Source organism: Thiomicrorhabdus sp. (assembly GCF_041583835.1).
In the GTDB taxonomy this organism is placed as follows: Bacteria; Pseudomonadota; Gammaproteobacteria; order Thiomicrospirales; family Thiomicrospiraceae; genus Thiomicrorhabdus.
In genome coordinates, this window is record NZ_JBFHFC010000001.1 from 143,453 (window position 1) to 163,885 (window position 20,433).

Sequence of the window (20,433 nt, forward strand, 5' to 3'; positions counted from 1 at the left end):
AAACGATTCACAATATTCATTCTACTCAGATTAAACAGTTTTACTTACAAAATAAATTTATATCAGCATAATTTTAAATACGGATTGGCTTAAAGCAACCAAATCAAGGAAATAGACTCAATGAGTGAATTAACGTTTATCAAAGGCAAGGACGCCTGCTTGGAAAATTCTATCGAAAATATGCAGAACATTTTGCGTAATGCAGGTTTTGATATCGTTGAAGCTTCTTGGTTAAACCCCGTATCAAATGTCTATTCGGTGCATATCTACGATGAAAATTGTCCGGGCCTGTTCACAAACGGAAAAGGGACAAGCAGAAAGGCGACCTTAGCCAGTGCTCTCGGCGAGTTTATCGAACGTTTATCTACTAATTATTTCTTTTCGGATTATTGGCTGGAAAACAACGCTCTGGAAAATGCCGGAAGTTGGTTGTACTACCCGGATGAAAAACGTTTTCCCCTAGAAAATTATCAAAACTGTCTAAGCTCGAAGCTTTGGAAGTTTTACGATCCCGACCAGGATTATCAGGCCGAAGACTTGCTCAGTTTCAACCACACCGACGACGAAATCAGAGCGATTCCGTTAACGCAAGTCAGTTCCGGTGAAAGCATATACTTCCCGATGAACCTGCTAAGTAACATCTATGCCAGTAACGGTCTGTCGGCAGGGAACACCCATTTGGAAGCGCAGGTCCAGGGCTTATCCGAAGTATTCGAGCGTTGGGTTAAGAATAAAATCATGCGCGAAAACCTATGTTTGCCCGAAATCCCGGAGTCGGTCATTGCACGCTTTCATACCGTTATACAGGCCAGGGAAGCATTGCAGCGCGAAGGTATCGAAGTATCCATGCGCGACGCATCTTTAGGCGGACATTTTCCCGTCATTAACGTAACTTTGTTCGAACAAAAAACCGGTCGCTGTTTTGCTTCTTTCGGCGCGCATCCTATTTTTGAAGTCGCCTTGGAAAGAACCTTGACCGAATCGCTACAAGGTCGTCAACTCGGAAATTTAGACGGGTTTCAGACGCCGGTATTCGACGAAGATGCCGTTGCCGAAGATGAGAATATCGAAAACCACTTTATAGACTCTAGCGGTTTGATTCACGCCCGCTTCATTTCCGATTCGGCTGATTATGAATTCCATGATTGGGATTTTTCAGGAACGACACAACAGCAGTGGCAAAGCCTGGTTGATTTAGTCCAGCGCCAAGGAACCGATGTCTATGTCGCACAGTATGAACATTACGACTTTCCGTCTTGCCGCATAATTGTACCGGGCATGTCCGAAATCTATCCTTGCGACGAGCTGGTTCAAAGCAATCAGAATGTCGGTCGCAATTTACGTGATTTGCTGTTATCCCTGGACGCGACGACGGATTTCGACGAGCATTTAGATGAGCTTGATGCTTTAGGATTAAGCGAACACCAAGGAATCGCTTCATTAATCGGCTTGATGCCCGATCCGGGTAGTTTCTGGTCACAGCTCAAAGTTGCCGATTTACGTTTCTGGTTGGCATTGGCGGCAGGTAATCACGGTGCGGCATTGGAATCGGTACAAGAATCCTTGTACTTTGTCGATCCCGTAAGCCATTGGGGTGTGCGCTATAAAGCTTTCGAATTCGCGTTAGAAATGCACGCTTCCGACTCAATCAATCAGTCAACTATGACGAGTCTATTCGGAAGTGATTTGACTGACAAAGTGATGAAAAACATTACAGGTGATGAGATTTTCTTTGGAGAACCCATTGGTTTAGATATTTTCCTGCAATCCGAAAGACATCAGTCCATGCTGAAAATCTATGATCGTATCCGACAGGTCAAACAAGAACGTTTCGTTTAATAAAATAATCCATTCTAAATGGATGGGGAAAGGATAGCGGCTAATCGAACAATGGCCATTTATCTCAAAAATAAAAAAGCCACAAGTCAATTTGTGGCTTTTTATTAATGCCTATGAATCTAGGCATTTCTAACGCTTAAAGCGCTTACTTAAAAGTCATACATTAACGTAATGATCGTTTGAGTGTCTTCTTTTTTAACGCCAGGGGCAGGATCGCTATTACTACGGTATTGATAAGCAGCCTTCAAGCTTAGTCTTTCAGCCATTTTCACTTTGATACCGGTATTGGTTTCTATCTTGGTCTGTTCGCCACCACCATACACAATCGCGTCCTGTGTGAATTTAACGTGCTGATTAAAGGTGTAAGCGTATTCGCCTTTCAAGCGCCCGATCGTTTGCTCCACATCGTCTGCTACGATGTAATCGGTTAACTGGTAACCGAGACCGGCTTCCGCTTTAAGTAATGTTTTTTCATCTTTGATAAATGTTTTACCTAAACCGACGGTAAATAACGAATCAAGATCCAAGTCGGCAAATTTATCTTTTTCAAAACGCCCCTGAACAAAACTGTAATAGTCTCTATTTTGGCTATAGAAACGGTTGTACTGAAGATCGGCGACAAAACGTTCCTGAGTTTGATCACCGTTTTCGGATTTATTATTAATCTCGAAATTCGATTTAAACTCGTATTTGGCTTGAATGTAGTTCACCTTAAGTGCACCGTAAACAGCCGAACTTTCAGTGTTACCGGTTGTATTTGTATAGCCGAGTTCTCCAGCACCTTGCAAACCGTACTTATCTTCCGCCAAAGCACCGGTACTTAAAATACCGGCCAAGACGACGCCGCTCATCATTAAAGGGATGTTTTTCATGGTAGATCGTTTCCTAAATTAGTAAATAGCTCGCTGTTATCGATTGATTTTACTCATGAATTTCATCATACCGACAACTTTATGGAATTCAAAGGCCGGACATTATAGCAAAACCGACCTTGAAATATTACCCATAACCTATAGGGTTAAAGGGATTTGAGGTGTGATAAAAGCATCTAATTAAAAAAAAACGGTCTTATACAGCACATAAAAATGAAGTTTGTTAAAATAGGCCAATTATTCATATCACTTTATGGAATTTAGGAATGAAATTAGATTTTTTAGATTTTGAGCAGCCTATTGCTGAATTAGAAGCCAAAATTGACGAGCTTCGCCACCTTGATGGCGCTGACATGAATCTTCTCCAGGAGATCGCTGCATTGGAAACCAAAAGTAAAAATCTAACTGAGTCTATTTTCAAAAATCTGAGTGACGTTCAAGTCGCGCAATTGGCAAGACACTCGCAAAGACCTTACGCGCTTGATTACATCAAAGAAATATTTACAGATTTTAAAGAACTGCACGGAGATCGTGCGTTCGCCGATGATTTAGCTATCGTTGCCGGTTTAGCACGATTGGACGGCCAACCGGTAATGGTTATCGGACAGGAAAAAGGGCGCGACACCAAAGAAAAAATCAAACGTAATTTTGGTATGCCACGCCCGGAAGGGTACCGCAAAGCGTTACGTCTAATGAAAATGGCGGAAAGATTCAATTTGCCGATCGTTACTTTCATCGACACTCCGGGGGCTTACCCTGGAATTGATGCCGAAGAGCGCGGACAAAGTGAAGCGATTGCCCGAAACCTGATTGAAATGGCTGAATTGCGCGTACCGATTATTTGTACGGTAATTGGTGAAGGGGGATCCGGTGGTGCTTTGGCCATTGGTGTTGGCGACGTTACTATGATGATGCAGTACAGTACCTATTCCGTTATTTCTCCGGAAGGTTGTGCGTCTATCTTATGGAAAAATGCCGCCAATGCAAAAGATGCCGCTGAAGCACTAGGAATCACAGCACCTCGATTGAAGTCGTTAGGTTTGATTGATGAAATCATTCAGGAACCACTTGGTGGAGCTCATCGTGACCCTAAGGCTGCTGCAGCTAGTTTAAAGAATGCGTTAAATGCTCAGCTAAGCCAACTTGCCAATGTGGCTACAGACGAACTTCTAGCTAACCGTTATCAACGTTATATGGATTACGGAAATTTTGACGTAGCCTAATCGCTGCAAGACATCCATGTTTTACTAATCGATTCTTTTATACAAATCGTATATCAATCGGTTATACAACTAAACAACCCCCTTAAATCACCGGCAGGCCCCCGGTGATTTTTTTGTTTTCAAGCATGGCTTATTAGAGGCGTTTCGTGATCGATTCATTTCCAGTTTTAGCATCCGAAATTGAACGTTTCAAGACTCAAGTTTCTGACCGACAAAATCTTCTAGTTGCATACAGCGGCGGACTCGATTCGACCGTACTGCTTCATGCTCTCTTACAGATTCCCGCTTTCAAGCAAAAACTGTATGCCGTTCATATTAATCACCAGCTACAGCCCCAAGCAGATCAGTGGAGCCGACACTGTCTTGAATTTTGCCGACAGCATGGGATCGAGTTTCATTCAATCAAAGTCAATATCGATCAGACTCAAAGACAAGGGATCGAAGCGGTTGCCAGAAAACGACGCTATGATGCATTAACGTCATGTTTAAAAGAGGGGGACCTCTTACTGACAGCGCATCATCAACGTGATCAAGCCGAAACTTTTTTATTAAACTTGACCCGCGGATCGGGCGTAAACGGCTTATCCGCCATGCCCTATAAAAAAACAATCGTTATTTCGAATCAGACTCATGCTTATCATCTCCGACCGTTTCTCAAAGTGCCGTATGAAGAGATATTGGCTTATGCACGTAAACATCAACTAGATTGGATTGAAGATCCGAGCAATGCAAATATTGAATTCAGACGAAACTTGATTAGACACCGAATTCTTCCTGAATTCAGAGGGAGCTGGATCAATATCGATTCTCAAATAGAACGTTCGGCCGAACACTTGCAAGAGGCTCAAATCCTATTGCAGCGTTTTGCGGAACAGCAGCTTCAAACATTCAAACACGGCATTAACAGTATCGATTTAAACCGCTATCAACACCTTGATTGGATTGCATTGAAGAATGTTTTACGTCACTGGAGCGATACGGTCTGCAACATCAATCTTGGTGTTAAACAACTTGAATGGATCGACAAACACTGTTTTCAGCAGCCAACAACCAAAGCGAGTTTAAAACTGGCCTGCGGCGAACTTAGGCTATACCGAAAGAAACTTTTTTATTTCATTGATTTCTATAAGGATTATTCCATTAAGATCTCCACTCTAAAAGAATATATCAAACGAAATTCGAGTGACAGCGGACAGTACACATTGAATCTACCTAAACACTGGTATGAACAAAACCGCGAGCGTTTAACCGTGCGTAACATCCAAGATTCTGACGAATTAAATCGAAACAGCTTAAAGAAATGGTTTCAAGGCCAAGGCATTCCGCCATGGAGCAGACCTTTTTGGCCGGTATTATGTCTGGACGATCAAATGCTCTGTGTTTGGGGAATGAGAACCTCGTTTCTACCCGAGGAAAATCAAAGTTCTCAACAAAAACATAAACATGAGAACGAAACCATTGCATTATCCTTAGATGACGATATGATTCATCTTATAGCAACAAAACAACTGCTGATGAAAAAAGGGCCGTCCGGAAATTGTCAGAGCTGCGGATAAGCCCGTTAAATAACTAAATTACATTGATGGATAGGCGCTATTAGGCTATAATTCGCTTCCATTCTGAAACATCAAAATCTTGATTTCCAACCTTTCAATAAAGTGTGAATAAATGACTAAATTTATTTTTGTGACAGGTGGTGTAGTCTCTTCCTTAGGTAAAGGTATTGCGGCTGCTTCATTAGGGGCCTTGTTAGAGGCGCGCGGTCTAAAAGTCAGTATGTTAAAAATGGATCCGTATATTAACGTCGATCCAGGTACGATGAGCCCGTTTCAACACGGGGAGGTTTTCGTTACTGACGATGGTGCCGAAACCGATTTGGATTTAGGGCATTATGAACGTTTCGTTCAAAGACACTTTACCAAAGGTAACAGTTTTTCTACGGGCCAGGTATACGAGCGAGTTATTCGTAAAGAACGTCGCGGCGATTACCTTGGCGGTACCGTTCAGGTCATTCCGCACATCACGGACGAAATCAAGAGCCGCATCCTTAAGGCTGCGGAAGGTTATGATGTCGCCTTGGTTGAAGTCGGCGGAACGGTAGGGGATATTGAATCCCTTCCTTTCCTCGAAGCGATCCGTCAATTAAGCATTGAAGTCGGCCGCGACCGCGCCATGTTCATGCACTTGACCTTACTTCCTTACATTGCGGTAGCCGGCGAAGTCAAAACCAAACCGACCCAACACTCGGTTAAAGAATTGCGCTCAATCGGTATCCAGCCGGATATCTTGATTTGTCGTTCTGAAATTCCGTTGGCGGAAAACGAAAAAACCAAAATTGCTCTGTTCACCAATGTTGAAGAGAAGGCAGTTATTAACTCCTTGGATGCAAGAACGATCTATGAAGTTCCTCGCATGCTGCACGAACAAGGTTTGGATGATTTAGTTGTAGACCGTTTCAGATTGGATCTGCCGGCACCTAATTTGTCCGACTGGGATGCAGTTGTAAGTGCTCAACTAAATCCTAAGCGCTCTGTAGAGATCGCCATGGTCGGTAAATACGTTGACCTGACGGAAGCATACAAGTCGTTGATCGAAGCCTTGATCCATGCCGGAATTCATACCAAGACGAAAGTGAACATTCACTATATCGACTCTGAAGAAATCGAAAAAACCGATACTTCATGTCTCCAGTATATGGACGCTATTTTGGTGCCTGGCGGATTCGGCGAACGTGGTGTAGAAGGTAAAATTTCAGCCATTCAATATGCTCGTGAGAACAAAATTCCGTATCTTGGAATTTGTCTTGGAATGCAAATGGCGGTGGTTGAATACGCTCGTCACGTCGCGGGACTGGAAGATGCTCACAGTAGCGAGCTTAACCCGAACACGCCGCATCCGGTCGTAGCCCTGATTACAGAATGGACAGACGAAAACGGCGAAAAAATTCAACGCGACGAAGAAACCGATCTTGGTGGAACCATGCGCCTTGGAAGCCAGAACTGTCGTTTGAACGAGGGTTCAAAAATCCAAGAAATTTACGGCAGCAGCTTAATCAACGAACGCCATCGTCATCGCTATGAAGTCAATGACGGTTACATTAGCAAACTTGAAGAAGCGGGCTTGGTTTTTGCCGGACGTTCCGAAGACGGAACTTTGGTCGAAACCATTGAAATTCCTGAGCACCCTTGGTTTGTAGCCTGTCAATTCCATCCGGAATTCACTTCTACACCACGTAACGGTCACCCTTTATTCACTGCGTTTGTCGAAGCGGCTAACCAACACCAACAATCTCAGGAAGCTTGATTATGAAATTATGTCACTTTGAAGCTGGCATTGATCAGCCTCTGTTTTTGATTGCCGGCCCATGTGTTATCGAATCTGAGCAACTTACTCTCGATACCGCAGGCCAACTAAAAGAGATGACCGATGAACTGGGGATTCCATTCATTTTCAAGTCGTCATACGATAAAGCAAACCGCACTTCAACCAACAGCTTTCGCGGCTTAGGCATCGAAGAAGGTTTACGTATCCTTCAAAAAGTAAAAGACGAGATCGGCGTACCGGTATTAACGGACGTTCACGAAGATACCCCGCTTGAAGAAGTATCGGATGTCGTAGACGTTCTACAAACGCCGGCATTCTTGGTTCGCCAAACTAACTTTATTCAGCGCGTTTGCAGCCAGGGATTACCGGTCAACATCAAGAAAGGGCAATTCCAAGCGCCTTGGGATATGGATCAGGTCGTCGCCAAAGCTCGTGAAGTCGGCAACGACAATATCATGGTCTGTGACCGTGGAACCTCATTCGGTTACAACACCTTGGTTTCAGATATGCGCGGTTTATCAACCATGCGCCGTACCGGATGCCCGGTCGTATTTGACGCCACTCATTCGGTGCAACAGCCGGGCGGGCAGGGAAGCACTTCAGGCGGACAAAGGGAAATGGTTCCGGTGTTGGCTCGTGCAGCAACCGCCGTCGGGATTTCCGGTTTATTTATGGAAACTCACCCGAACCCTGAAAAGGCGTTAAGTGACGGGCCTAACATGTGGCCGATCGGAAATTTAAAACCGTTACTAACGACCCTAAAACAGATTGATGACTTGGTAAAATCGGAAGGTTTTATAGAAAACACAATTTAACCCTATAAATTGTCATCCTTTTGTTATATAACCGTTTTAAAATAACAGATACAAAAAATTTTAGTTAAACAGGAAAAAAGAATGTCATTAATTAAAGATATTAAAGCGCGCCAGGTGATCGATTCACGTGGTAATCCTACCGTAGAAGCAGATGTTTATTTGGAAGATGGTTCTTTCGGACGTGGTATTTCACCATCTGGTGCCTCTACCGGTTCACGCGAAGCGATTGAACTACGCGATGGAGACAAGTCCAAATTTGGTGGTAAGGGCGTTTTAACTGCGGTTAATAACATTAACACTGAAATCAAAGCCGCTCTTATCGGTAAAGATGCAACCAACCAAGCTGACATCGATAACACTATGATCGAACTTGACGGTACCGAAAACAAAGGTCGTCTTGGCGCAAACGCAATCTTGGCTGTTTCTATCGCTACTGCACAAGCGGCGGCTAAATCAAAAGGTTTGCCTTTATACGCTTACCTTAAGACCGACGACTACAAGATGCCGGTACCAATGATGAACATCATCAACGGTGGTGAGCACGCTGATAACTCGGTTGATTTCCAAGAATTCATGATCATGCCGGTTGGCGCACCTTCAATGTCCGAAGCGATTCGTTACGGTGCGGAAGTTTTCCATGCGTTGAAAAAAGTATTGCACGATAAAGGTTACAACACCGCTGTTGGTGATGAAGGTGGATTTGCACCTGACCTTAAATCAAACGAAGAAGCGATTACCGTTATTCTTGAAGCAATCGAAGCAGCCGGTTATAAAGCTGGCGAAGACATTATGATTGCCATGGATGCTGCGTCTTCCGAACTTTATAAAGATGGGAAATACTTCCTGGCTTCTGAAAACAAAACTTTAACTTCTGCGGAAATGGTCGATTTCCTAGGCGAATGGGTTAACAAATACCCAATCATCTCTATCGAAGACGGTTTGGACGAATCAGACTGGGACGGTTTCAAATTGCAAACTGAAAAGTTCGGCGACCGTTTGCAGATCGTCGGTGACGACTTGTTCGTAACCAACCCTAAAATCCTTAAGGAAGGGATCGAAAAGGGAATCGCTAACTCTATCCTGATCAAAATCAACCAGATCGGTACTTTGACTGAAACTTTCGAAGCCATCGCAATGGCTAAAAAAGCAGGGTATACCGCTGTTGTTTCTCACCGTTCAGGTGAAACCGAAGATACAGTTATCGCTGATATCGCAGTCGCAACAGGCGCTGGACAAATCAAGACCGGTTCTTTGTCGCGTACCGACCGTATCGCTAAATACAACCAGTTGATTCGCATCGAAGAAGCTTTAGGTGATGAAGCGGTTTACCCAGGTAAAGCTGCATTTTACAACTTGAAATAAACAGAACGATTTGATGAGTTCATGTACCCGTAAGTTACAAGAAGTTCTATGAAACGTCTTTATCTTGTCCTTGGGCTCATCATCGTGATTCTATTAGCTCGCTTACTTTCCTCCAACGGAGGAATCGGCGAGCTTTTTAGTTTACAGAATCAACTCACCCAACTTGAAAATCAATTAGCTGAACAGCAAAGGCTAAACGCCGAGCTATCGCAGCAAGTTAAGGATTTGCAGACGCAAAATAGCGCGGTAGAAACCTTGGCTCGACAAACCTTGGGAATGATCGCTAAAGATGAAGTTTTTATCGAAGTGATTGAAACCAAATCATCACATGTCAACGATTCGGTCAAATAAGACAGTACGTCCGATACCCCTTAAAACACTTTCAAACAATAAAAAAGAAAGTTCCAGACTCAAACACAAATCCAACCTAACCATTTGTTATTAAAGTGAAATCAGATCAGTGCGCTTTTAACAACACATAAACACTTCCCGTTCCGCCGTCTTTCGGCTGAGTACTACAAAATGCGATAACTTGTTTTAATTGTCTTAAACGCATATTTGCGAGGTTCTTCAATACCGGCGCATCGGTTTCGGAATTATATCCTTTGCCGTGAATGACAAGGACGCTACGCTTATGGGCGTGGTAACAACGATGAATAAATGCCTGCAAAGTTTCATCGGCTGCCTGCTCAGTCAAACCGTGTAAATCCAACTCGGCCTCGATCGGAAACTCGCCTTTTTTAAGACGACTTAAATCTTGGAGGCGTAACCCCTTACGGTGATACAGCAAACTTTCAAAAGCGCCTACTGTTGAACTACCGTCATGATTTTCAATGACGTCAACCGTTAACTCGACCTGTCGTTGCTTTTGCTTGATGCCTTTTATCGTTTGATGGTAACGTACACGCTGTAACCCCGACTGCTGCTGCGATACCTTGGATTTTTGATTGAGCGGTTTAACTCCATCCATCGCTTCAGTAAATAAGGATTTATCTTCTGCTGACAACTTAGACACTATATAATCTTCATACTATAAAAATTTCGAAATAGGTTATTTTACCTGATGAACATTCTTCTCTCCAATGACGACGGCTATTTAGCCCCCGGTATTAGGGTTTTATTTGAAACTTTGCAAAAACAAGTCCAATTTAAAGAGTTGGTCATGCTGGCTCCGGATCGTAATCGAAGCGCCGCCAGTAACTCGTTAACTTTATTGGAACCTTTACGCATTCAAAACCAATCCACTAGCGACGACCCGCACGCCAACTGCCGAATTTTCAGCGTTAACGGCACCCCAACGGACTGCGTCCATCTTGGGATTAACGGCGCACTGGATTTTCAACCGGATATCGTCATATCGGGCATTAACGACGGCGCCAATATGGGCGATGACGTTTTGTATTCAGGGACGGTTGCCGCAGCGACGGAAGGGCGCTTCTTAGGTAAGCCATCGATTGCCGTCTCGCTCTGCGGAGACCAACATTTCGAAACGGCAGCACATGTCCTGATTAAATTCTTAAGCCAGCTTCCACCGATCAGTGCGGACACCATTATCAACATCAATGTGCCCGATATTCCGCTTACCGAACTTCAAGGCATCAAAATCACCCGTTTAGGTAAGCGCCACTGCTCGGAACCGGTCGTTAAACAGACCGATCCGAGAGGCAAGCCGATTTACTGGATCGGACCTGCAGGCGACGCAGCCGATGCGGGCGAGGGAACGGACTTTCACGCGGTAGAACAGGGTTATGCGTCTATTACACCGCTTAAAATCGACCTTAGTCATTATGAGATGATGGAAACATTACAACAATGGGCACACACGAATCCTTAACATTAAATAGTATCCTGGCCGAACAACTACTCTCCAAACCAGCCGAATACCCCAACAGCGCGTTTCAATTTAACCAAGGCGTGGGAATGACTTCGCAGCGAACCCGAGACCGCCTTATTCGCCGGCTAATGGAGTTGGGCATATCGGACCACCGCGTGCTTAATGCCATGCGTGTGGTACCAAGACACCTTTTCCTCGACGAAGCGATGGGCACTCGGTCTTACGAAGATACCGCTTTACCGATCGGCTATGGTCAGACCATTTCACAGCCTATTGTCGTCGCCACCATGACACAGTGGTTGCTGGCGGACACTGCAAACTACCCAATGGATAAAGTCCTTGAAATCGGTACCGGATCGGGCTATCAAACTGCCGTATTGTCACTCTTGGTCAAACAACTATTCAGTGTAGAACGCATTGAACCGCTTACCCGTAAAGCACAGACGGTCATCCAATCACTGGATCTTGACAATATTCAATTTGATTTAAGTGACGGGCATTGGGGCTGGCCATCCAATGCACCTTTTGACGGCATCATTTCAGCGGCAGCCCCCGAAAAACTACCGGAAGAATTGATCAGCCAACTTAAGATAGGCGGGCGCCTTGTGATGCCGATCGGCGAGGAACAACAACTTTTATACGGATTCGTTAAAACCTCAACCGGTGTCAAAAAGACCTGTCTTGGAGAGGTTTTATTTGTTCCCATGAAACAAGGAATTGAAGAGTGAGCTTATTTTCCACCCTGTATGATAAAACCCTAATTTGGGCTAAACACCCGAAAGCCCCTTGGTACTTAGGTGGCATGAGTTTCGCTGAATCTTCTTTTTTCCCCATCCCGCCCGATGTCATGCTAATGCCGATGGCTCTAGCCAAACCGCAAAAAGCCTTCCACTACGCCTGGATTACCACGATATTTTCTTTACTGGGTGGGCTTTTAGGTTATGCCATCGGCTTTTGGCTCTTGGAAGCCATCTGGCCGACAATTCAAACATTGGGCTACGAAGCCCGCTACCATCAAGTTGAAGAGTTCTTCAATGAATACGGTGTTTGGGTGGTTTTTGCCGCCGGTTTCAGTCCTATTCCGTATAAACTATTTACAGTCACGGCCGGAGCCACTAACATGGCTCTATTACCTTTTTTAATCGCTTCATTCGTCGGACGAGGCGCTCGCTTCTTTTTGGTTGCTTGGGTCATGAAAGTCGGCGGAGAGCGCTATGAAGAAAAAATACGACAGTGGATTGATTGGTTGGGTTGGCTGGCAGTCGGCCTGATTGCTCTATATCTTGTAATAAAACTCACGTAACAACGGCGAGACAATGGCTTTTGAATTTTCAAAAAACGATAGATCAATCTCAAAACCGAATTTTTTGATCGCGGCTTCGGTAGCCGCCTTTTCCAGCTTATTAATGCTTTCCGGTTGCTCAAGCACACCCAGTTCAAACTACTTGCATCTAGAGCAAGGTCCGCATACAAGAACCAACGGATCGTCGCAATGCGGCCAGGTTTACAAAGTGCGCAGTGGCGACACTTTAAGTCAAATCGCGGTTAAATGCAGAGTCAACATGAATCAGTTAGCCTATGCAAACGATCTCTTGCCGCCCTATACGATTCATATAAACCAGAAACTGGTTGTTCCCCAAAACGGTTCCACGGCGCAAAAGCATTTTGAACGTTCTCAAAAAGCAAAACAAATGGCTTCATGGAATTGGCCGATGGATCCGAAACTACAATATCAATACAAACGCGATCCTTCAGGCTTGAATGCTTTGGAAATTTACGGCGTACCCGGATTACCGATAAAATCGGTTGAAGAGGGCGAGGTGGTATATGCAGGCGACGGCATCTCCCATTTCGGCCTTCTCGTCATGATCAAACACCCAAGCGGCTATTTAAGTACCTACGCTCATAACAGCCGTATACTGGTCAAAGAAGGGCAAAAAGTAAAGTCGGGGCAAACCATCGCGGCGCTTGGAGCAAGCGGGGAAACCGACCGACCGAAACTTTATCTTGAAGCGCGTTATCGTGGCAGGAAAGTGGACGCGAAACAACTCTTTAGATAATTAATCCAATCGAACACCAGAGATTAAATTAATCCTGTGATATCAATTGGTTACGGCATCCATAATTAAGCCAAGAACCACTTCCCGATCTTCGGTCGTCAATACATTATAAGTTCGACAAGCGGCCATATTATTCATTACCTCCAAAGCAATTCCTTTTTGGGCGCAATAGGCGAATAGACGAGGCTCCGGAAAAACTTGCTGCTCTCCGGTTCCCAAAATAATAACTTCCGGCTGCAGAGCAAGTAATTGATCCAAATGCTCGGTTTCAAGCTCACTGATATGTTTGCATGCCCAATCTTTAATCAACTCTTTTTGGTTCAGATAACAACTTTCATGAATGGTCTGATCATTGATTTTGACCGTTCCGGGTTCGTAACGCTTAACCGCATAAACATTTGAGTCGCGATGCTCGGTAAATTTCATAAAATTCAGTCTCGTTTTGGATATTTAAAGTATAACGTAGCATTCGCCACAAATCCGCTATTAAAGCGGATTTATCTGATGATTATCAATTGACGAAACAAAATGTTTCTGTATCATTAGTCGTTTATAAAAAATTTCTATTTTAACGCTTTTTTGCGTGGCTCACAGAAGGCTAAATTTCGTGATAGAAGAGTTCCAGAGAATTAAAAGACTTCCACCCTATGTGTTCAATATTGTCGGTGAATTAAAAGCCGAAGCGCGTAGAAGAGGGGAAGATATTATCGATTTTGGTATGGGGAATCCTGACCAAGATACGCCTAAGCATATCGTTGATAAGCTAATTGAAGTTGTACAACGTGAAGGCACGCACCGTTACTCGGTTTCACAAGGAATTCCGCGTTTACGTAAAGCGATCTGTAACTGGTACAAAAAAAATTACGATGTTGATTTGGATTCCAATACGGAAGCCGTTGTCACCATCGGTTCCAAAGAAGGTCTTGCCCACCTGGCGATGGCCACAGTCGACAAAGGGGATACCGTCCTGGTTCCTAACCCGGCTTACCCGATTCACCCATACGGTTTCGTCATCGCCGGTGCGGATATTCGTCATGTACGCATGACACCGGAAGTCGACTTTTTCGACGAATTGGAAAAAGCCATTAAAGAGTCATGGCCAAAACCTAAAATGTTGGTTCTGAACTTCCCTGGAAATCCGACCACCCAAACCGTTGAGTTGGAGTTCTTCGAAAAAGTCGTAGCGATCGCCAAGGAACACAGCATTTGGGTCATTCACGATTTAGCCTATGCCGACATCGTATTCGACGGTTATAAAGCGCCGTCCATTCTTCAAGTTGAAGGGGCTAAAGACATCGCGGTTGAATTCTATACGCTGTCCAAAAGTTATAACATGCCAGGATGGCGCGTCGGCTTCATGGTCGGTAACCCGACTTTGGTCAACGCACTGAAACGTATGAAATCCTATCTGGATTACGGTACATTCACGCCAATTCAGGTTGCGGCAATCGCGGCACTTGAAGGCCCGCAGGAATGCGTTCAGGAAATCTGCGACATGTACAAGGTTCGTCGCGACGTACTGTGCCAGGGATTAAACTCTATCGGCTGGAAGGTCACGCCGCCTAAGGCGACCATGTTCGTATGGGCACCGATTCCTGAAGAGTATAAGTCGATGGGATCGATCGAGTTTTCCAAAAAACTGCTGACCGACGCCAAAGTGGCCGTCTCTCCGGGAGTCGGTTTCGGTGACTACGGTGACGACCACGTCCGTTTCGGCTTAATCGAAAACGAACACCGCACCCGTCAGGCGATTCGCGGTATTCGCGATATGTTCCGTAAAGACGGCTTAATCAAACAAGATTAAACAACACACACTCTGCAAAAAATACACAAACAGGAAACAAGCGAAATGAAAGCAGTCAAATTAGGTCTATTAGGTTTAGGTACCGTCGGTGGCGGTACTGTTGAAATCCTGCAAGAGTCATTGTCAGAGATTCAACGACGTTTAGGCCAGACGATTGAAATTTCCATCATCGCTGTTCGTGATTTAAACCGCCCGAGAAACGTCGATACGGCTGATATCCAATTAACGGATCAGCCTATGGATGTCGTCAACCATCAGGACGTCGACATCGTCGTCGAATTGATGGGCGGAACAGAATTTGCCAAAACGTTACTGGAAACCGCAATTCAAAACGGTAAACACGTCGTAACCGCCAATAAGGCACTGATTGCCGAACACGGTAACGAGTTATTCGCATTAGCAAATAAACATAACGTGATCGTCTCTTATGAAGCTGCGGTTGCCGGAGGCATTCCGATTATCAAGGCGATGCGTGAAGGTCTTGCCGGAAACCAAATTGAATGGGTTGCAGGTATCATCAACGGAACCGGTAACTACATCCTCACGGAAATGAAACAGCCGGGTGCCGATTTTGCTACCGTACTTAAGACCGCTCAAGAATTGGGTTATGCGGAAGCCGATCCTACCTTTGACGTGGAAGGAATCGATGCTGCCCATAAGCTGACTATCTTGGCGTCGATCGCTTTTGGTATCGAACTTCAATTCAACAAAGTTTATACCGAAGGGATCAGCAAAATTTCTGCGGACGATATTCGCTTTGCCAGCCAGCTAGGGTATGAAATCAAGCATCTTGGTATGGCCAGTCGTACAGAAAACGGTTATTCACTGCGTGTACACCCGACCATGGTTCCAAAATCGGTTTTGATCGCCAATGTTAATGGTGTGATGAACGCCGTCATGGCTTACGGTAATCACGTCGGTCCGACAATGTATTACGGTCCGGGCGCAGGTGCGGGTCCAACGGCCAGTGCGGTAGTTGCAGACATTATCGACGTCATCCGTTGGCAGGATCAGCCTCAGCAAGACCGCGTTCCTGCATTGGGCTTTAAAGGCGATCAACTTCAACAGGCTCCGGTGGTTTCTATCGACGAGATTGAATCCGCTTACTATATTCGTTGCTTTGCTCTGGATCATGCCGGTGTATTGGCTAAGATCACAACCATTCTTGCCGAATTCAACATCAGCGTTGAACACATGCTTCAAGAACCGAGTAAGAGCAATAAGAATGATGCGACTTTGGTCATGATTACCAATACCGTCAAGGAAGCCGATATGAACACTGCCCTGGCATCCCTGCAAGCATTGGATGAAATCGACGGTGAGATCATGCGAATCCGTGTGGATTCATTAGGTTAACCGCCAAAACCTTACGATATAAAAGCCGGTTTCAACTGGCTTTTTTACAGATAAATTTGAATTATCTGTATAATTCCCGCTAATTAAATATTTTGTGTTGGACTTCTCCTTATGAACTTTATTGAAACACGTGGCAACGACGGTCAATTTCCATTAGAGATCACTTTTTCTCAGGCAATCCTGAGCCCAATGTCATCTTTCGGTGGCCTTTACTCACCAAAAACCTTACCTGAGCTTGGTTTGGCATTTTTGGAAAAGCACCTTAACTCTGACTATAAAACCCTAGCCGCGGCGATTTTAGACGAGTTCGAAATCGACATCGAACCGTCGATCATCACTCAAGCCCTAAACTTATACGACCAGTTTGACGACCCTAAAAACCCGGTTCCGGTCGTTAAGGTGAAAGAAGACCTTTATGTTAGCGAACTGTATCACGGCCCGACACGTGCATTTAAAGATATGGCACTGCAGCCTTTTGGTACTGTGCTTTCGGCAATCGCTCAAGCCCGCGACGAAAAATACCTTATTTTAGCGGCCACTTCCGGAGATACCGGTCCGGCAGCCTTGGATACCTTTAGAAACAAACAAAACGTTCAAGTAGCCTGCTTATATCCGGAAGGCGGTACATCGGATGTTCAGCGTTTACAGATGGTGACCGAAGACGCGGACAACCTAAAGGTTATCGGGATTAAAGGTGACTTCGATGACGCCCAAAGCGCACTGAAAATGCTGTTGACTTCGGATTCATTCAAGGCAAAATTAAAAGAGAACCAAATCTCTCTTTCTGCGGCTAACTCGGTTAACTTCGGTCGAATCATTTTTCAGACCATTTACCACGTTCACAGCTACCTTGAACTGATCCGTCAGGGCGCAATAAAGCTAGGTGACAAGGTTTACCTGAATGTACCTAGCGGTAACTTCGGTAACGCTTTAGGCGGTTACTACGCTTACAAAATGGGCTTGCCGGTCGAACAGATTTTAATAGCATCCAACAGCAACAATGTCTTGACTAAATTCATCCAGACCGGTGAATACGATTTAAGAAATTTGGACGTCATTCCAACCACATCACCGGCTATGGATATTTTGAAGTCATCCAATATTGAACGAATCTTGTTCGATCTGTTCGGTGCGGAACGAACTAAAGAACTGATGTTCGCACTGGATAAAGACAAATATTACGCTTTAAACGCAGATGAAGTTGCTAAAATCCAAAGCATTTTCTCGGCCGATTTCTGTACGGACGAAGAAGGGGAAGCCTACATCAAACAAGCGTTTAGCGACGGTTACCTGATGGATCCTCACACGGCGACCTGCTTTAAATCTTATGATACTTGTCGTAAACAACCATCGTTGAAAACCATCGTATATTCGACGGCCGAATGGACCAAGTTCTCTCCGGTCATCGCAAATGCGATTTCTGGCGAAACCGGTCTACATGACATCGATGCTTTGAAGATCATTGCAGAAAAAGCCCAGGTTAAAATTCCTGCTAAAATTCAGGCATTGTTTGATCAACCAATCAGTCAGTCGACCGTAATAGACAAAAACGACATTGAACAGGAAATCTTGAACTTTCTTGGATAAGGCTTTATTTTTCAATAAAGTACATCAATTAAGTCATGCAACTTAAAACCGGGGAAACCCGGTTTTTTACTATATACCGGATATTAAACATTCGCTTTCAGTTCGTAAAAAAAGCGAACTATGCCATATAAAGGTTAAACAACTATGTCTAAAGCTGTGACTTTCTGGCTTCCTGAATTATTGCATCCACAACGATTCGAAGAAGCTGGCGACAACTTCAATAGCCGCAATTTTCCGGCTTTACAGACGCTACTAAAAAAGGGCGACGTTTATCCGCTGCAAACCGGAATCGGCAAGACGCAAAACCGAGATTTTTTCAGTACGGCCAGTCAACTGTTTCATCAACCCAAAACCTTACCGATTGCTGCCACATTAGCCTCGCAACTGATTAAAGATTTCACTGACGAAGATTACTGGCTTAAAATCGATCCGGTACAAATGGTTCCCGATCGCGATACATTGATATTGATTCCAGGTAAAGACTTAGCGATTACAGAAGTCGAAGCCAAAGCCTTGATCACAAGCTTTAACCAGCATTTCGAACAAGATCGAGTCAGTATTGAATACGGCACCCCCATTGATTGGTTTCTGCGAATCAAGCAACCGATAGACTTACACACCCACTCTTTAGAATCGGTATGCTATCAATCTATAGAAGGTAAAAACCCGACGGGCAATGCGGCACAATATTGGCGCCAATTATTAAACGAAGCCTCTATGTTGTTCTTTAACCATCCCGTCAATGAAGAGCGCCGTACTCAAGGAATGCCCGAAATCAACGGCGTATGGCTTTGGGGAGAAGGGCGTTTAACACCTGAAACGATTGTAAAACGTAAAGATGCACTGATTTGGTCAAACGATCGCTATTTACATTCTATGGCGTTACTGTGCAATGCCGATTCAAAGCCGTTTCCTGAAAATCAGCACGCATGGTCGTTGGACACTGCCGAACAACATTTACTCATGCCGGATGTGATTCACCGAAAACTTGAGCAAATGACACTGGAAGATTGGTTGGATACGCTCGAATGGCTGGAGAGTCAATGGATGCAACCTTTGCTACAAGCATTGAAAAACAAACAGATTCATTCCCTTTTGTTGGAGTTGGGAGACGGTTACCGTTATCACATTCAGCCTCAACATCTAAAACGTTTCTGGCGTTTCAAAAATCGACTCTAAAAAGCGTTATTGCTTCCGGTAAACACATAAAAAAGCCCATTTATTTATGGGCTTTTTTATTACCTTAAGAACGGTTCGGTTTTAATTATCAGGAGAGCAGATCTTATTGTTCGCTACCCCAATCAACGTCTTATAAAACAGCCAAACAATCATCACCGCCAAACCAGCCATGATAAGTGCACCTATCCATAAATAACCGTTACTATGTAAAGCGTTGCCCATCACCAAAGAAGAGATCGCCATTGCCGCCAATGGGAACGTATAAGCCCACCAGGATAAAGCAAAATTCAATTTCCGGAATTTATTGATCGAAAACAGTAAAAACAAGGTAAAGAATAACGCGAAGAAATAAAGGATACGGGCAAAGGCATCGACTTCGCCGTGATTCAACGCCATATACGAGACACAACCGACGGCTGGCGGAGCGATGAAAATAAACAAAGTCGGCATCAATTTATCGGGAATAGGCGGATGAAAAATCAAACGGTATAACAAAACGGATTTCAACAGAGGCCAGAACACGATTCCGATTGCAAAAAAGAACCAACTAATGTCCTCAGGTACGTGTTGAACCCCTGCAATCGGTACAACGATATTCCCTACGATGGGAATAAACCATGCCGGATTGGAATGCTCGATTTTGAAAAAGTCGTGATATATCCAATTATACAACAGCCACAAGGTCAATACCAACTGAAGTGAAGCTCCCAACAACCAAAGATTGAATGACGTTTTAACTTGCTCCAATTCCCAGAACGCGGCGCTCAGCAAAAGCAAACTAATTGAAATGGTAGGGATAAAATTCATTTTAATCGGATGGCGCATTTCCGCCCAAAACGCGTCTTTGAAACGCAAAATCTTATAGAGGTAACTAGCCAAGAGCACCGCGAACAATACCACTGAAAACATCAGTATGGCTTCTCCTGCCACCAAACTCCACGCAAACATGGCATCCGAATTGATTAACGCAATGCTCAACCCGACAATGCCCATGACCATGCCGAAAAAACTGGCGGGAAAATACTGTAACTTCTGCAATCCCGAATTTGATTGACTCATGAAATACCTCTCCAAGATCTTATAATTTAAAAGAATTAAGAAGATTATATTCGAAAATCCAACGGGTATGGGCAAGGTGCTCGAAAAGACAAATAGGAGAGGGATTAAAGAAGCGAACC

General features: G+C 44.4%; 19 protein-coding genes. 15 read left to right on the forward strand and 4 right to left on the reverse strand.

Annotated elements, in window-relative coordinates; genetic code table 11:
• Positions 1-120 precede the first annotated feature (120 nt).
• A complete protein-coding gene (ycaO, locus tag ABY044_RS00680; RefSeq protein WP_373017108.1) occupies positions 121-1,839 on the forward strand; it encodes a 30S ribosomal protein S12 methylthiotransferase accessory factor YcaO in 1,719 nt (572 codons plus the stop codon).
• 149 nt (positions 1,840-1,988) lie between these two features.
• On the opposite strand, the gene ABY044_RS00685 is transcribed toward ycaO, so the two are convergent.
• Positions 1,989-2,711, reverse strand: coding sequence for a YdiY family protein (locus ABY044_RS00685; RefSeq protein ID WP_373017110.1), 723 nt, complete (start codon positions 2,709-2,711; stop codon positions 1,989-1,991).
• Positions 2,712-2,977: 266 nt separating this feature from the next.
• On the opposite strand from ABY044_RS00685, the gene ABY044_RS00690 reads away from it, so the two are divergent.
• The 6 genes from ABY044_RS00690 to ABY044_RS00715 all read left to right on the forward strand — a co-directional run bounded on the left by ABY044_RS00690 (position 2,978) and on the right by ABY044_RS00715 (position 9,786).
• On the forward strand, positions 2,978-3,934 hold the full coding sequence (locus ABY044_RS00690) for an acetyl-CoA carboxylase carboxyltransferase subunit alpha (protein ID WP_373017112.1): 957 nt from the start codon (positions 2,978-2,980) through the stop codon (positions 3,932-3,934).
• 146 nt (positions 3,935-4,080) lie between these two features.
• Positions 4,081-5,490 carry a tRNA lysidine(34) synthetase TilS gene (gene tilS / locus ABY044_RS00695; RefSeq protein ID WP_373017114.1) on the forward strand — a complete coding sequence of 470 codons (1,410 nt, stop codon included), beginning with the start codon at positions 4,081-4,083 and terminating at the stop codon, positions 5,488-5,490.
• Positions 5,491-5,602: 112 nt separating this feature from the next.
• Positions 5,603-7,237 carry a CTP synthase gene (locus ABY044_RS00700; protein ID WP_373017116.1) on the forward strand — a complete coding sequence of 545 codons (1,635 nt, stop codon included), beginning with the start codon at positions 5,603-5,605 and terminating at the stop codon, positions 7,235-7,237.
• A 2-nt stretch (positions 7,238-7,239) separates the two neighbouring features.
• Positions 7,240-8,073, forward strand: a complete 834-nt coding sequence (gene kdsA / locus ABY044_RS00705; RefSeq protein WP_373017118.1) for a 3-deoxy-8-phosphooctulonate synthase — start codon at positions 7,240-7,242, stop codon at positions 8,071-8,073.
• Between the two features lie 81 nt (positions 8,074-8,154).
• Positions 8,155-9,435, forward strand: coding sequence for a phosphopyruvate hydratase (gene eno / locus ABY044_RS00710; RefSeq protein WP_373017120.1), 1,281 nt, complete (start codon positions 8,155-8,157; stop codon positions 9,433-9,435).
• A 48-nt stretch (positions 9,436-9,483) separates the two neighbouring features.
• Positions 9,484-9,786 carry a septum formation initiator family protein gene (locus ABY044_RS00715; RefSeq protein ID WP_373017122.1) on the forward strand — a complete coding sequence of 101 codons (303 nt, stop codon included), beginning with the start codon at positions 9,484-9,486 and terminating at the stop codon, positions 9,784-9,786.
• Between the two features lie 106 nt (positions 9,787-9,892).
• On the opposite strand, the gene ABY044_RS00720 is transcribed toward ABY044_RS00715, so the two are convergent.
• A complete protein-coding gene (locus ABY044_RS00720) occupies positions 9,893-10,450 on the reverse strand; it encodes a Smr/MutS family protein (protein WP_373017124.1) in 558 nt (185 codons plus the stop codon).
• 48 nt (positions 10,451-10,498) lie between these two features.
• On the opposite strand from ABY044_RS00720, the gene surE reads away from it, so the two are divergent.
• The 4 genes from surE to ABY044_RS00740 all read left to right on the forward strand — a co-directional run bounded on the left by surE (position 10,499) and on the right by ABY044_RS00740 (position 13,329).
• A complete protein-coding gene (surE, locus tag ABY044_RS00725) occupies positions 10,499-11,269 on the forward strand; it encodes a 5'/3'-nucleotidase SurE (protein WP_373017126.1) in 771 nt (256 codons plus the stop codon).
• 86 nt (positions 11,270-11,355) lie between these two features.
• Positions 11,356-11,997, forward strand: coding sequence for a protein-L-isoaspartate(D-aspartate) O-methyltransferase (locus ABY044_RS00730; RefSeq protein ID WP_373017128.1), 642 nt, complete (start codon positions 11,356-11,358; stop codon positions 11,995-11,997).
• Positions 11,994-12,572, forward strand: a complete 579-nt coding sequence (locus ABY044_RS00735; protein WP_373017130.1) for a YqaA family protein — start codon at positions 11,994-11,996, stop codon at positions 12,570-12,572. The genes ABY044_RS00730 and ABY044_RS00735 overlap by 4 nt, the downstream gene beginning before the upstream one ends.
• A 13-nt stretch (positions 12,573-12,585) precedes the next feature.
• Positions 12,586-13,329: a peptidoglycan DD-metalloendopeptidase family protein gene (locus tag ABY044_RS00740; RefSeq protein WP_373017132.1), complete on the forward strand. Its 744-nt coding sequence runs from the start codon at positions 12,586-12,588 to the stop codon at positions 13,327-13,329.
• A 42-nt stretch (positions 13,330-13,371) separates the two neighbouring features.
• Here ABY044_RS00740 and ABY044_RS00745 read toward each other — a convergent pair whose 3' ends face one another.
• On the reverse strand, positions 13,372-13,755 hold the full coding sequence (locus ABY044_RS00745) for an Mth938-like domain-containing protein (protein WP_373017134.1): 384 nt from the start codon (positions 13,753-13,755) through the stop codon (positions 13,372-13,374).
• Positions 13,756-13,936: 181 nt separating this feature from the next.
• On the opposite strand from ABY044_RS00745, the gene alaC reads away from it, so the two are divergent.
• The 4 genes from alaC to ABY044_RS00765 all read left to right on the forward strand — a co-directional run bounded on the left by alaC (position 13,937) and on the right by ABY044_RS00765 (position 19,255).
• On the forward strand, positions 13,937-15,133 hold the full coding sequence (alaC, locus tag ABY044_RS00750) for an alanine transaminase (protein WP_373017136.1): 1,197 nt from the start codon (positions 13,937-13,939) through the stop codon (positions 15,131-15,133).
• Positions 15,134-15,178: 45 nt separating this feature from the next.
• Complete coding sequence (locus ABY044_RS00755) at positions 15,179-16,489, forward strand: homoserine dehydrogenase (RefSeq protein WP_373017138.1); 1,311 nt, start codon at positions 15,179-15,181, stop codon at positions 16,487-16,489.
• Between the two features lie 111 nt (positions 16,490-16,600).
• The gene (thrC, locus tag ABY044_RS00760) at positions 16,601-18,076 is read left to right on the forward strand and encodes a threonine synthase (RefSeq protein WP_373017140.1); all 1,476 of its coding nucleotides are present in this window, start codon (positions 16,601-16,603) and stop codon (positions 18,074-18,076) included.
• A gap of 144 nt (positions 18,077-18,220) precedes the next feature.
• Positions 18,221-19,255, forward strand: coding sequence for a hypothetical protein (locus tag ABY044_RS00765; protein ID WP_373017142.1), 1,035 nt, complete (start codon positions 18,221-18,223; stop codon positions 19,253-19,255).
• A gap of 81 nt (positions 19,256-19,336) precedes the next feature.
• On the opposite strand, the gene ABY044_RS00770 is transcribed toward ABY044_RS00765, so the two are convergent.
• Positions 19,337-20,314 carry an SLAC1 anion channel family protein gene (locus ABY044_RS00770; RefSeq protein ID WP_373017144.1) on the reverse strand — a complete coding sequence of 326 codons (978 nt, stop codon included), beginning with the start codon at positions 20,312-20,314 and terminating at the stop codon, positions 19,337-19,339.
• Between the last annotated feature and the right edge of the window lie 119 nt (positions 20,315-20,433).

Excerpts from the sequence above, each read along its gene's own strand:
- ycaO (WP_373017108.1), top strand. The coding sequence starts at position 121 with ATGAGTGAATTAACGTTTATCAAAGGCAAGGACGCCTGCTTGGAAAAT.
- ABY044_RS00685 (WP_373017110.1), bottom strand. The coding sequence starts at position 2,711 with ATGAAAAACATCCCTTTAATGATGAGCGGCGTCGTCTTGGCCGGTATT.
- ABY044_RS00690 (WP_373017112.1), top strand. The coding sequence starts at position 2,978 with ATGAAATTAGATTTTTTAGATTTTGAGCAGCCTATTGCTGAATTAGAA.
- ABY044_RS00700 (WP_373017116.1), top strand. The coding sequence starts at position 5,603 with ATGACTAAATTTATTTTTGTGACAGGTGGTGTAGTCTCTTCCTTAGGT.
- kdsA (WP_373017118.1), top strand. The coding sequence starts at position 7,240 with ATGAAATTATGTCACTTTGAAGCTGGCATTGATCAGCCTCTGTTTTTG.
- eno (WP_373017120.1), top strand. The coding sequence starts at position 8,155 with ATGTCATTAATTAAAGATATTAAAGCGCGCCAGGTGATCGATTCACGT.
- ABY044_RS00715 (WP_373017122.1), top strand. The coding sequence starts at position 9,484 with ATGAAACGTCTTTATCTTGTCCTTGGGCTCATCATCGTGATTCTATTA.
- surE (WP_373017126.1), top strand. The coding sequence starts at position 10,499 with ATGAACATTCTTCTCTCCAATGACGACGGCTATTTAGCCCCCGGTATT.
- ABY044_RS00730 (WP_373017128.1), top strand. The coding sequence starts at position 11,356 with ATGACTTCGCAGCGAACCCGAGACCGCCTTATTCGCCGGCTAATGGAG.
- ABY044_RS00740 (WP_373017132.1), top strand. The coding sequence starts at position 12,586 with ATGGCTTTTGAATTTTCAAAAAACGATAGATCAATCTCAAAACCGAAT.
- ABY044_RS00745 (WP_373017134.1), bottom strand. The coding sequence starts at position 13,755 with ATGAAATTTACCGAGCATCGCGACTCAAATGTTTATGCGGTTAAGCGT.
- ABY044_RS00755 (WP_373017138.1), top strand. The coding sequence starts at position 15,179 with ATGAAAGCAGTCAAATTAGGTCTATTAGGTTTAGGTACCGTCGGTGGC.
- thrC (WP_373017140.1), top strand. The coding sequence starts at position 16,601 with ATGAACTTTATTGAAACACGTGGCAACGACGGTCAATTTCCATTAGAG.
- ABY044_RS00765 (WP_373017142.1), top strand. The coding sequence starts at position 18,221 with ATGTCTAAAGCTGTGACTTTCTGGCTTCCTGAATTATTGCATCCACAA.
- ABY044_RS00770 (WP_373017144.1), bottom strand. The coding sequence starts at position 20,314 with ATGAGTCAATCAAATTCGGGATTGCAGAAGTTACAGTATTTTCCCGCC.